Annotated in this window: 7 protein-coding genes; 3 read left to right on the forward strand and 4 right to left on the reverse strand. The window is 71.0% G+C overall.

From position 1 onward, the window contains the following. Positions 1-33: 33 nt before the first annotated feature. On the reverse strand, positions 34-450 hold the full coding sequence (locus ACZ4TV_RS23635) for a CBS domain-containing protein (protein WP_468136743.1): 417 nt from the start codon (positions 448-450) through the stop codon (positions 34-36). Positions 451-527: 77 nt separating this feature from the next. After that, positions 528-803 carry an early set domain-containing protein gene (locus ACZ4TV_RS23640; RefSeq protein WP_468136745.1) on the reverse strand — a complete coding sequence of 92 codons (276 nt, stop codon included), beginning with the start codon at positions 801-803 and terminating at the stop codon, positions 528-530. Positions 804-1,111: 308 nt separating this feature from the next. Here ACZ4TV_RS23640 and ACZ4TV_RS23645 point away from each other — a divergent pair, with 308 nt between their 5' ends. Beyond that, positions 1,112-1,465 (forward strand): DUF6191 domain-containing protein, encoded by a 354-nt coding sequence (locus ACZ4TV_RS23645; protein WP_468136746.1) that lies wholly within the window; start codon positions 1,112-1,114, stop codon positions 1,463-1,465. 311 nt (positions 1,466-1,776) lie between these two features. Here the strand turns inward: ACZ4TV_RS23645 and ACZ4TV_RS23650 are convergent, their stop codons facing one another. Both ACZ4TV_RS23650 and ACZ4TV_RS23655 read right to left on the reverse strand, forming a co-directional pair. Then, positions 1,777-2,097 carry a hypothetical protein gene (locus tag ACZ4TV_RS23650; protein ID WP_468136747.1) on the reverse strand — a complete coding sequence of 107 codons (321 nt, stop codon included), beginning with the start codon at positions 2,095-2,097 and terminating at the stop codon, positions 1,777-1,779. Then, positions 2,094-3,314: a Shedu anti-phage system protein SduA domain-containing protein gene (locus ACZ4TV_RS23655; protein WP_468136749.1), complete on the reverse strand. Its 1,221-nt coding sequence runs from the start codon at positions 3,312-3,314 to the stop codon at positions 2,094-2,096. The genes ACZ4TV_RS23650 and ACZ4TV_RS23655 overlap by 4 nt, the downstream gene beginning before the upstream one ends. A 691-nt stretch (positions 3,315-4,005) precedes the next feature. Between ACZ4TV_RS23655 and ACZ4TV_RS23660 the strand changes: the two genes are divergently transcribed. Both ACZ4TV_RS23660 and ACZ4TV_RS23665 read left to right on the forward strand, forming a co-directional pair. Continuing rightward, positions 4,006-5,784, forward strand: a complete 1,779-nt coding sequence (locus tag ACZ4TV_RS23660; RefSeq protein ID WP_468136750.1) for a fatty acyl-AMP ligase — start codon at positions 4,006-4,008, stop codon at positions 5,782-5,784. Between the two features lie 92 nt (positions 5,785-5,876). Next, positions 5,877-12,212, forward strand: coding sequence for an SDR family NAD(P)-dependent oxidoreductase (locus ACZ4TV_RS23665; protein WP_468136752.1), 6,336 nt, complete (start codon positions 5,877-5,879; stop codon positions 12,210-12,212).

A 12,212-nucleotide genomic window follows, 5' to 3' on the forward strand; every position in this document is an offset into this window, starting at 1 on the left:
GCGGGCGTGGCCGGTTGTCCGGGAGCGGGCGGGTCAGTCGGTGGAGAGGGCTTCGAGGAGGTCGCCGACCTGGGGGTCGGGCAGGGAGCGGGCGACGTCGGCCTGGGCGACGATTCCGACCAGGCGGTGGCCGTCGATGACGGGCAGGCGCCGTACCTTGTGCTCCCTCATCGTGCGCAGGATCTCCTGCGCGTCGTCGTCGGCGCCGATGGTCACCGCTTCGCCCTGGGCGAGCTCCCCGGCCTTGACCTGGCCGGGGTCCTTGCCGGCGCCGAGTACCTTCACGACGATGTCGCGGTCGGTGAGCATGCCCTTGAGCCGGTCGTCCGTACCGCAGATCGGCAGCGCGCCCACTCCCATCCGCGTCATCTTCTTCGCGGCCTCAAGGACCGTCTCCTCGGCACCGATGCACTCGGCGCCTTCCGTCATGATCTCGCGAGCTGTCGTCATCCAGCTGATCCCTTCGAAGTGTTGGTCGGTTCCGGCCGCTGTCGGGTTCGGGCGCGACCGGGGCTGTCCGCTGCCGATCAGGTGTGGATGCGGCTGTTGAGACCGTCGTGGCTGTCGGCGTGCTCCTCGTCGAACCAGTAGTCCCCGGCCGCCAGGTAACGGAAGGAATGGACGCTCTTGGCCGGCAGGGCGACGGTGACCGCGCGGGTCCCGTCCGCGCGGGGCTCGAGGGTGTGGGTGCCGGGCTTCCAGGCGTTGAAGTCGCCCACGACGCTCACGGGCCCGGGCGGGGTGTCGGCGGGCAGGACGAAGGTGACCTGGGCGCGATCTTTGAGCTGCTTGCGTTCGAGCACGAAGACGATCTCCTGACGGGGTGTGGGGTGACCCGGTCATCCTGCCGCCAGGAGCGGCCGGGCAGTGCGGGACGGCACCGTGCGCGCGCCCGCCTTCACCCGCCCGCACCATGAACCCGACACGACACGACCCGACACGACCCCGAGACCAGCCGACACCGACGATGACGCGCACTGCTTCCGGTGGATCTCCATGGGCGGCGCCTCCCCCGCATGGGGGAAGCGGATCATGCGCCGGTCTGATCCCTGCGCGCCGCCGGACCAGAACAGTTGGTCCATAGCGCATCGGGGACGAGGAGGAAGCATCTGTGACGGCTCTGCTCATGTCGTTCCCGGCGTTCGCGTCCGTGCTGGCCTTGTTCGCCGTGGTGGAGAGCGCGTGGCGATGGTTCACGGGTCTGGGCTTGATCCCGTGGCTACGCAGGCGCACGGGGCGGTCGTTGTCGAGCATCGCCTTCGATGAATTCACGGCGGTCGTGAACGGAAACAAGACGGTGGAGCTGGAGCAGCGGAGGGTGGAGCTGCTACGGCGGGACGACGAGAGCGACGGTGCGCCGCCCCGCTCCAGCATCGACCTGACCAAGGGCACGGCGTTCATCGTGTTGCCACAGGAAGCGGACGGCCCGCGCACTGACGGCCGCGCCCGCGAGGGCCGGCGGTGAGACGCCGCCGACCGGAGGGAACAGGACCGTCCACACTGTGGGGGCGTATCGCGTGCTTGTGGGCGGCGGCGTTCGCCGCGTTGCATTTCTACTGGGCCGTCGGCGGCGATGTGGGGCTGAGCATCTCCGCCGGTCCGCTGGCCACCGAGCGCCCGCGCAGGAGGTGGAGTCCACGCTCACCGTGCTCCAGTCGATCCGACCCTCGGCGTAGGCGTCAGCCTGGACGGCCCGCACGCTTCCCGAAACGTGACGGAGTCACGACCCATCGGGCATGCCCTAGCGCGGCGGCAGCTCCGTCCGGCCCGGTCGCCTCACCCGTCGGCCTTGCCGCGTAGCCGAGCGGTGGCCTTGAGGCAGGCGACGAGCCAGGAGGCCTCCGCATGGTTGATGATGAGGTTCGCCACCGTGACGACGTTGGGCAGTACGGCACCGACCCTGATCGAGTGGTCCGTCAGTTCGTGCGGCTCCCAGTCCGCATCGCTGTGGTAGAGCGTCGCGGTCTTCTCGCCCGGCTCCTGGGTGAAGACCAGGTATTCGCCGTACTCATTGATGAAGAAACCCAGGTAGGTCTTCGCATCGATGGTCACACCGCACAGTTCGCCCATGGCCTTGCGGATCGGCTGGCCGCTCATTCGGTCTCCTCGGGTGGGTCCGAGTCGTCGGACGAGCCCGCGGTGAGCGCGAGCATCCGCTCCGCGGACTCCAGCAGCATCTCGTACGTGATCACTTCGATGCGGGACAGGTGCGTGTTGTACGTGCGCAGCGTCTCGGCGACCTCCTGGGCGGTGAAGGTTCCACCGAGGTGGCGCGGATGCCCGATGACGACGGTCGCGGAGGCGCGGCGGCAGTCGATGCCGTGGGCCGCCAGGATCGGGGCGCGGTTCTCGTCGAGCGAGCGCAGGTAGTTCTGGGCCTGCGAGACGGCCCTGTGCACGTGCGTGCCCAACATGACGTGGCCGCCGCGCCGTACGACGAGGCGGGGGATCACGGCCCGCTTCAGTTCGACGACGTGCAGGGAACCGTCACCCCGCAGCAGGGGTATGTCGAGGATGGCGTCGGCGGCGTACTGCCTGCGCAGCAGCTCGCCCGCGTACGCTCCACCGAAGATCCACTCCTGGTTCTTGAGGCAGGCGTGCAGATCGGCTTCGGAGCTGTCCTCGTCGTCCACCGCGGCGCGCAGAGCGGCAAGGCTCTCCCGGCGGGCCTTCGTCGCGACCAGCTGTGCCAGCACGCTCGCGTCGGGCGCGCTGATCAGGTCATCGAGGAACGCCGCGGCCTCCGGGGTGGCGTCGCGGGGCAGCCGTCGTACCGCGAGCTCCATCCGTCCCAGGAACATCAGCCGGTTCGCGTCCTTGGGTGAGAGGTCCACTCCGCCGTCCGCTCCGCCGATCTCCACGTACCGCGATGCCCGGGCCACTCCCTGGAGAAAGGCGCGGACGTCGGCGGCGGTGGCCTCCGGGTGCTCCCTCAGCAGTTGGTCGATCGCAAGGACCGCCTGCTGGCAGCCCAGTTCTGCCATGCGCTGGATGAAGGCCTCGCTCTTGCGCTTGGCCTCCGGGTTGTACTGCGCGTCGAGCACGTCGAGCGGCAGCTCGCCCGATGCGTAGGCGGCGCATCGCTGCAGCCGCTGGGCCATGTCCCAGTCCTGGGCGAGGACCGCCGCCTGCGCTCCGTCCTCCAAGTGCCGTACGAGCTCCGCGCCCTTGCCGTACTTCCCGCCCCGGTGGAATCTCGGACCGCTGATGTACGCGGTCGCCTTCTCTATGGAGCGTCGGACATCGGGAGACGTGGTCAGCTCCAGTGTCTCCTCCAGCAAGTGGAGCAGGGTCGCGCTTGATCGGTAGTTCACCGGATCACCTCCTGCGGTGATCATCGCTGCTGCCACTGACAGGAGGACGGCCGGGCGGCGAGCGGATATCGCGCCAGAATGGCGAGATGGCCACCATTGAGGCGGTCATTTTCGCTCAGTAGAGGTCATTCATGATCATTCGGTTGCTGATGCCGTCTCCGCCGCTCGGGGCCGGTCCGGTCCGCGCCGTCGACCGTTCGGAGCCTTGCCGAGGTTGGCTGAAAACATTCACGCCACGCCGAATTCACGACATCATCCCGCCAATCAATGCGAGTTGACCGGGTACGGGGACCCCACCTAAGGTTTGGACCCGTACTGACCGGTACCTCTTATCCAGCTCTCGCTGTTTCCGACCGGACGCACAGGGAATCAATCATTCCTTTTCCTGTGCCCACGCCGCTGTGCTGCGGATCGAAACCCACCGGAAGACAAGGTTGATGTTTGCGGATCAGGATGCGATGGACACCGGTTCCTTGACCTCGGGTCATGCGCGCCGGAGACCACCGCACCTCCTCGTCCCGGCATCCGTCGTTCCGCAGAGAACACCGTCACCCTGAGCCTTGGGCTCCGGAAACCCGAAGAACGGGTATTTCGCGCGGACCGCACCCATGGAGCCGCGTGTAACTTTCGCCATCTGCCTGCCGGCCGCACCCGGTGCGCGCATCCGATCCGGCACTGAATGAGGCTGAGAATGCTTGAAGAATCATTTTCGCTGTCGCCCACTGCCCTGGACGAGATCCACTTCGACACGGTGGTCGACGCCTTGCACGCGCACGCGACGCGCATCCCCGATCACGAACTGTTCACCTTCCTGCCCGACGGTGAGGAGGCCGAACCCTCGCTCACCTTCTCGATGCTCGACGCCAAGGCGCGGGCCGTCGCCTCACGTCTGCGCGCCCAGGTGGAGCCGGGCTCCCGGGCACTCCTGCTGTTCACTCCCGGCCAGGACTTCGTCGTGGCGTTCTTCGGGTGCCTGTACGCGGGCGTCGTCGCGGTGCCCGCCTATCTCCCCCACCCCGCGCAGCGCGCGCGTGGGCTGCTCCGGCTGGCCGGCATCGCCGAGGACGCCCAGCCCGCGGCCGTGCTGACCACCGCCGACATCCAGGCGGCCATCGAAACGACGGCACGCTCGATTCCGGAAATCCAGGGAACGGCCTGGCTGGCGGTCGACGCGATTCCCGACGGGAGTGGAGCGGGATGGTCCGTTCCGGCTGCGGCTCCGGATCCGGATTCCATCGCTTTCCTCCAGTACACGTCCGGTTCCACCGGTCAGCCGAAGGGGGTGATGGTCACCCACCGCAATCTCGCGCACAACGTCGACCTCATCCGCAGGTCGCTCGGCCTCGACGAGTCGACGGTCGTCGTCGGGTGGCTGCCTCCCTATCACGACATGGGACTGATCTCGATGATCATCGTCCCGGCGATGATGGGGATCCATTCCGTGTCGATGCCCACCGTGGCGTTCCTGCAGAGCCCGGTGCGGTGGTTGCGCGCGATATCGACGTACCGGGGCACGCTTTCGGCGGCCCCCAATTTCGCCTTCGACCTGTGCACGCGAAAGGTGACGGAAGAGGACCGCGCGTCGCTCGACCTGTCGTCCTGGGCCGTAGCGACCAACGGCGCCGAGCCGATTCGCGCGGATTCGATGACACGCTTCGCCGAAACCTTCGCCTCCTCCGGCTTCCGTCCGGAAACCATCGTTCCGGTCTACGGACTCGCCGAGAGCACACTGCTCGTGAGCGGGGCGCCGATCGAACAACCGTGGATATTCCGGGCCTTCGACGAGAACGAGCTCGAGCGCGGCCGCGCCCGGATCGTGCCGCAGGACAGCCCGAACGCACGCGTGCTCGTCAGCTGCGGGATCAGCCAGTCGCTGGACGTGGCCGTCGTCGACCCGCGGGAGCGCACCCGGTGCGCCCCGGGGCAGGTCGGTGAGATCTGGGTCGCGGGCGAGAGCGTGGCGGTCGGCTACTGGCAGCGCCCCGACCTCAGCCGGGAGGCCTTCGAGGCGACGCTGAGCGACAGCGGCGATGGTCCGTACATGCGCACGGGAGACCTGGGCTTCCGGACCGAGGACGGCCTGTTCGTCTGCGGCCGCATCAAGGACGTCATCATCGTGGGCGGACGCAACCACTATCCCCACGACATCGAGCGGACCGCCGAGAGCGCGCACTCCGCGATCCGCCCCGGATGTGTGGCCGCCTTCGGCGTGACCACGGACGGCGAGGAGGCCGTGGTGGTCGCGGCCGAACTCCGCCGGGAAGCCGGTGACGGCACGGACCCCGCGGAGCGGGAGGACGTGGCGAACGCCGTACGGCGCGCGGTCATGCAGGAGCACCGGCTGACCGCCCGCGATGTCGTGCTCCTTCCCGCCGGAACCCTTCCCAAGACGTCGAGCGGGAAGTTGCAGCGCGGGGAAACCCGGAAGGAGTACCTGGCCGGCCGGTCCCCGTGGAACGCACAGCGCTGACCGCACAGCGCTGACCCGCACAGCACAGACCCGCACCACGGAGAACAGCAGAGCAGCAGAACAGCAGAGCAGCACAACACAGGGGGAGCAGAATGACGGACACGGAGCTGGAAACCTGGCTGCGCCGGCGCATAGCCGAGCTGGCCCGCATGAGTTCGGGCGACGACATCTCGATCCACGAACCGCTGGCCGCGTACGGCCTGTCCTCGATCGACGCGGTCGCGCTGGCCGGCGAACTCAGTGCCCGGCTGGACCGCAAGGTCTCGCCGACGGTCGCGTACGAACATCCCACGCTCAGGGAGATCCTGGATCACCTCCAGGGCAGGCAGCCCGACCAGGCCACCCTCGCCGTGCCGCGCCGCGGGGCCGCCGCACAGCCGCCGCACGACGAGCCCGTCGCGATCATCGGCATGGGGTGCAGGTTCCCCGGAGCCGATGGCCCCGAGGCGTTCTGGAAGCTGCTCGAACACGGCGTGGACGCCATCGGGCGGGTACCCGACGAGAGGTTCTCCCGCTGGGGCCGCGGGAACAACGGCACGGACCGCGCCGGCCTCGGCGGCTTCCTCACCGGTGTCGGCGGCCTGGACCTCGACTTCTTCGGCATCAACGAGCACGAGGCCGCCAAGATCGACCCGCAGCAGCGGCTCATGCTGGAAGTGGCCTGGGAGGCCGTCGAGGACGCGGGAATCGATCCGTACAGCCTGGCCGGTTCGCCCACGGGCGTCTTCGTCGGCATCTCCAGCTCGGACTACCGGGACGCCCTCGCGAACTCCCCTGCCGCGGACGCCTACTCCCTGCTGGGCGGGGCGTCCAGCGTCGCCGCCAACAGGCTCTCCTACCTGCTCGACCTGCGCGGACCGAGTCTGGCGATCGACACGGCCTGCTCCTCGTCCCTCGTCGCCGTCCACCTCGCGTGCGACGCGATCCGGCGCGGCGAGTGCGGCGTCGCCATCGTCGGCGGGGTGAACGTCATCCTGACTCCGGCGATCACCGCGGCGTTCGACCACTCGGGCGTCATGGCACCCGACGGCCGCTGCAAGGCCTTCTCGGCGCAGGCCGACGGCTACGTACGCAGCGAGGGCGCCGGCGTGGTCGTGCTGAAGCCGCTGAGCGAAGCACTGTGCGACGGTGACCGCGTCTCGGCGGTGATCCGCGGTTCGGCCGTGACCTCGGACGGGCGGACCAACGGACTCCTGGCGCCGAGCCGTCAGTCACAGGAGGAGGTCGTGCGCCTCGCGCTCGCCCACGCGGGCGCCGAGCCGTCGGAGGTCGGCTACGTCGAGGCCCACGGAACGGGGACGGCGATCGGCGACCAGATCGAGGCCGCCGCGCTGGGCACCGTACTGGGCCGGGGACGCGCCGCCGACCGGCCGTGCGCGATCGGTTCGGTGAAGACGAACGTCGGGCACCTGGAGGCGGCGGCGGGCATCGCCGGCCTGATCAAGCTGGCGCTGTCCTTCGAGCACCAGGCCCTGCCGCCGTCCCTGCACTGCGCGGAGCCGAACCCGGACATCGACTTCGACGGGCTCGGGCTGCGCGTGCAGTCCTCGCTGCGGCGCTGGGAGTCCCCCGGGGAGATCGGCCTGGTCGGGCTGAGCTCCTTCGGCTTCGGCGGCACCAACGCGCACGCCGTGCTCGGCCCCGCGCCGCAGGCTGAGCCGCCGGTGGTCAAGGAGCACCCCGTACGGCTCCTGGCCCTGTCCGCCGCCACCGAGGCGGCCCTGCACGCACAGGCCGCGGACTACGCGACGTGGGCCGGCGGGGTCGGCGAGGACGAGCTGAGCCGCGGATCGGCCACGGCGACGCTGGTCCGGGGGCGTGGCGGGCCCCGCGGGCGGGAGGTCCGCGCCGCCTTCGCCTTCGAGAACAAGGACGAGCTGCTCGCGCGCTTGCGGGAGCCGTTCACGGCCGAGCGCCACGTGCCGGACGACGCGGGCGTCGTCTTCGTGTTCCCGGGGCAGGGTGCGCAGTGGATCGGCATGGGCCGGGCCCTGCTCGCGTCGGAACCCGCCTTCGACCTCGCCGTTTCGCGCTGCGAGCAGGCGTTCGCGCCCCATGTCACCTGGTCGCTGCGCGAGGTCCTGACCCAGGAGGACGCCGCGCCGCTGCTGGAGCGCATCGATGTCGTCCAGCCCGCGATCTTCGCGATGCAGGTCGGCCTGGCGGCGGTCTTCAGGTCCTGGGGTGTCCGGCCCGCCGCCGTCATCGGCCACAGCATGGGAGAGGTGGCGGCGGCCCACGTCTCGGGTGCGCTGCGCCTGGAGGACGCGGCGCGCATCATCTGCCGTCGCAGCGCGCTGATGATGCGGCACCGGGGGCAGGGCGCCATGGCGCTGGTCTCGCTCCCCGTGTCGGACGTACGGAAGGCTCTGGAGCCCTACGGGGACCGGTTGTCCCTCGCCGCTCACAACGGTCCGAGCACGACGGTCGTGTCCGGGGAGGCGGCGGCCGTCGACGGGTTCGTCGCCGCGATGGACGCCAAGGGCGTCTTCTGCCGCCGGGTCAAGGTGGACGTGGCCTCGCACTGCGCCCTGTTGGAGGACCTCCGCCACGACCTCACCGCAGAGCTCTCCGGGCTGTCTCCGCGGCCCGCGAGCCTCGCCTTCTACTCCTCCCTCACCGGGGAGCGCTTCGACACGAACGGGCTGAACGCGGAGTACTGGTGGCGCAATCTGCGCGAGCCGGTGCTGTTCGCCGACGCGGTGCGCGGCGCGGGGGCGGACGGTCACCGCGTGTTCCTGGAAATGAGCCCGCACCCCCTGCTGTCGGTCTCGGTGACCGAGTGCCTGGAGGACGAGGATCGCGCCGTCGCCGCCGTGCCGGCGATGCGGCGCATGGACGTACGGGCCCCCTACGAGTCGGTCGCCGCGCTGTTCGAGGCCGGCTGCGAGATCGACTGGACCGCGTTCCACGGGGGCCGGCCCCGGCCCGGCACGCGCTTGCCCGCGTATCCCTGGCAGCGTCAGGAGCACTGGGTCGAGCCTCCGGGCCCGCAGGCGGAGGGGACGCTGGTCACCGGGTCGCTGCCGGTCATCCGTGACCACCGCGTGCGGGAGCGGGCGATCGCGCCCGCCGCGTGGATGCTCGACGCCGCGCTGCAGGAGCTCAACCCGGAGCGGGCGGGCGGGTACGGGCTCGACGACGTACTGGTGACGAACTCCCTGGCGGTGGCCGAGGGCGAGTCCCGGCACGTGCGGGTCTCCCGGCGCGTGCGGGCGGGAGACGGGCCGTTCCTGTCCGTCGAGAGCCGCGCGGCGAACGAGCGGGGCGCCGCGTGGGAGGAGCACGTCTCCGCCGCGTGGTCCGCCGCCGGGCCGGTCCCGCCCGCGGCCGACCTGTCGGCGATCCGCCGGCGGTGCCCGCGGCGCGTCGAGCCTGACGTCCTGTACGAGCACCTGGCGGCCTCGGGTCTCTCGTACGGGGACACGATGCGGATGGTGACGCAGATGTGGCTGGGCGAGCAGGAGTTGCTCACCCGTCTCGCGCCGCCGTCGCCGCGGACCATGGGCCGCCGGCTGCCCGCGGACGTCGCGGACGGGGCGATGCAGTCGATCGCCGGTCTCTCCATCGACGCCGGTGCCAGGGGCACCTTTGTGGGATTCGGCTACCGCCGGGTCGACGTCTTCGCGCAGTGGTCCGGGCCGACCCTGGCCCATGTGCGGCTGCGGAGCGAACTGGCCGAGGACGCGGACACGTTCGACTGTGACGTGGCGATCCTCGATGAAGAGGGCCGCGTCCTCGTGCGGTTCGAGGGGGTGTCGCTCAAGCGGATGCGCGACCGGCATGCGATGCGGTTCTTCGCCGTGGACGCGAGGCCGCAGCCCCGGCCCGCCGAGGGAGGCACGGTCCCCGCCCGGGTCGTGCTCCTCACCGGGGACGCCGAGCGGTGTGCGCCGCTGGTGGAGGAGCTGCGCCGGGGCGGCGCCGAGTGCTCGGTCGCCGCGCTGCCCGGGGGCGAGGACGCGTCGGCGTTCCTTCGGTCGCAGCCGCAGGAGGCGCGCCTGCTCGTCGTGGAGCCGGAGCGCGAGGCGTTCCTCTCGCTGCTGCGGTCGGCCGCGCGCGGCGGGACCGTGTCGCGTCGTGAGCTCGCCCTGGTGACCAGCGACGTCGCGCTGCCCCCGCTGCTGCGCGCGCTCGAACAGGAGACCGTCAGCTGGTCGGGCCGGGCGATCCAGGTCGAGGCCGAGGAGCTGGCGACGCGGGAACTCGCGCGGGACGTCGCCGCGGAACTCGCGACACCGCCCAGCGCGTTCTGTGTCCGCTACCGGCACGGGGAACGCACCGTCCCGTCCCTGACCCCGGTGGAGCCCGGCCCCGCCACGGCGGACCTCAGGCCCGGCGGCGTCTACTGGATCACGGGCGGCCAGGGCGGCCTGGGCTCCACGCTCGCGGTCACCCTGGCCCGCGAGGCGGGGGCGCGGGTGGTGCTCACCGGCCGCCGGGAAGAGGTCGACCCGCAGGTGGAGGAGGCGGTCGACGCCGCGGGCGGTCGGCTGCTCTACCTCCGGGCCGACGTGACCGACGAGGCGGCCGTCCGGCGCGCCCTGGCCGAGATTCTGCGTCGCTTCGGCGCCCTGCACGGCGTGATCCACACCGCGGGCGTCCTCGACGACGCGCTGATCGAATCGACGTCGCCCGAGCGCATGCACGCGATCATCGGGCCGAAGGAGCGGGGCGCCCGGATCCTCATCGACGCGGTGGCCTCGGAGGACCTGGACTTCATCGTGCTGTTTTCCTCCCTGGCCAGCCTGTTCGTGACGCCGGGCCAGGGCGCGTACGCGGCGGGCAACGCCACGCTCGACGCGCTGACCGGTACCGTGCGCAGCCGGCGTACGCCCGTGCGCTCGATCAACTGGGGTCCCTGGGCGGAGCTGGGGATGGTCGCCGACCCCAAGTACCAGAGCCAGCTCCTCGAATCGGGACTGCACCCGATGTCCCCGGAAGCGGGGGCCGACGCGTTCCTGCGGGCCCTGGCCGGCTCGCATCCGCAGCTGGCGGTCCTGGACGTGCGCGACGAGGTCGCGGAGGGGCTGGTGGCCCGGTTCAACCGCGGGGTCGGCGGGGTGGAGGCACCGCGGGTGCGTACCGTACGTCCGGAAGGGGAGGCGGGCTCCGCGGCCGACTTCGTCCGGTCGGAGCTGGCGCGTGCGCTGCGCCGCTCACCGGGCGAGATCGACACCTCGGTCCGCTTCGACCGCCTGGGGGTGGATTCGCTGCTCGCCGTCTCCGTCACCCGGCGGATCGGCGCCCACTTCGGGCTGGAGCTGCCGGCGACGTTCATGTTCAACCACCGGACGGTGGACGCCGTCGGGCTCTACCTGGACGGCCTGCTCGGGACGGCGGACACTCAGGAGACGGATGCCCGGCCCGACGATCGGCCCGGCGCCCGGCCCGAGGCGCTGCCGCAGAGCGCGCAGGAGCTCGCGCTGGACGAGGCGGAGCGCCACAGCACGGTCCCCGGTTACACCATCGTCACCGGGCCGTCCGGGCTCGACATGCGCCTGCAGGACGTACCGGTGCGCAAGCCGGGTCCGGACGAGGTGGTCATCGACGTGCACGCGGTCGGCGTCAACTTCATCGACGTGCTGGCGACCACCGGCTTCCACCCCTTCCTCTCGACCCCGCCGTTCGTCCCCGGGCACGAGGTGGCCGGTGTCGTCCACGCGGTGGGTGACGCGGTCGAGCACGTCCGGCCCGGCGACGCGGTCATCGCGCTGACCCCGCACGGCGGTTACGCGGCCCGTGTGACGACGGCTTCGTACACGGTGGCTCCGCTGCCCCGGGGCGTCAGCGCCACCGACGCGGTGGCCGTGCTGATCAGCGGCCTGACCGCCATCGCGTGCCTCGAACGTGAGGCACGCGTGCACCCGGGCGACCGGGTGCTCGTCCAGGCGGCGGCCGGCGCGACCGGGACGGCGTGCGTGCAGCTGGCCCTCCACCACGGCGCCACCGTGTTCGGGACCGCGAGCACGGAGGCGAAGCTGGATCACCTGAGGGCGCTGGGCGTCCAGCACCCCATCAACTACGCGGAGGCGGACTTCGCCGACGCCGTCCGGGAGATCACGCCCGACCAGGGGCTGGACCTCATCGTCGACTCGCTCTCCGGCGACGCCGTGGGCCGGGGCCTCGCACTGCTGCGGGCCGGGGGCCGCTTCATCGAGATCGGAGCGGCGGGGGTGCTCGATCTGGCCGTCGACGGCCGGGAGCTGTTCATGAGCAGCCGCTCGTTCTGCACGGTGAACGTGGGGGCCCTGGCGCGTGATCCGTCCAGGCTCCGGCCGCTGATGGACCGCCTCGTCGAGCTGATCGACGCCGGCGTGCTCCGTCCCTCCGTGGGGGGTGTCTTCCCGTTCGAGGACGCACCGCAAGCGATCACGGGGCTTCGCAACCGGGCCAACATCGGCAAGTTCGTCATCACCGTTTCTTAG

This window comes from Streptomyces sp. NPDC028910 (assembly GCF_055564955.1).

What these genes read in the sequence shown, in the direction of transcription:
- ACZ4TV_RS23635 (WP_468136743.1), bottom strand. Translation starts at nt 450, where the DNA reads ATGACGACAGCTCGCGAGATCATGACGGAAGGCGCCGAGTGCATCGGT.
- ACZ4TV_RS23650 (WP_468136747.1), bottom strand. Translation starts at nt 2,097, where the DNA reads ATGAGCGGCCAGCCGATCCGCAAGGCCATGGGCGAACTGTGCGGTGTG.
- ACZ4TV_RS23660 (WP_468136750.1), top strand. Translation starts at nt 4,006, where the DNA reads ATGCTTGAAGAATCATTTTCGCTGTCGCCCACTGCCCTGGACGAGATC.
- ACZ4TV_RS23665 (WP_468136752.1), top strand. Translation starts at nt 5,877, where the DNA reads ATGACGGACACGGAGCTGGAAACCTGGCTGCGCCGGCGCATAGCCGAG.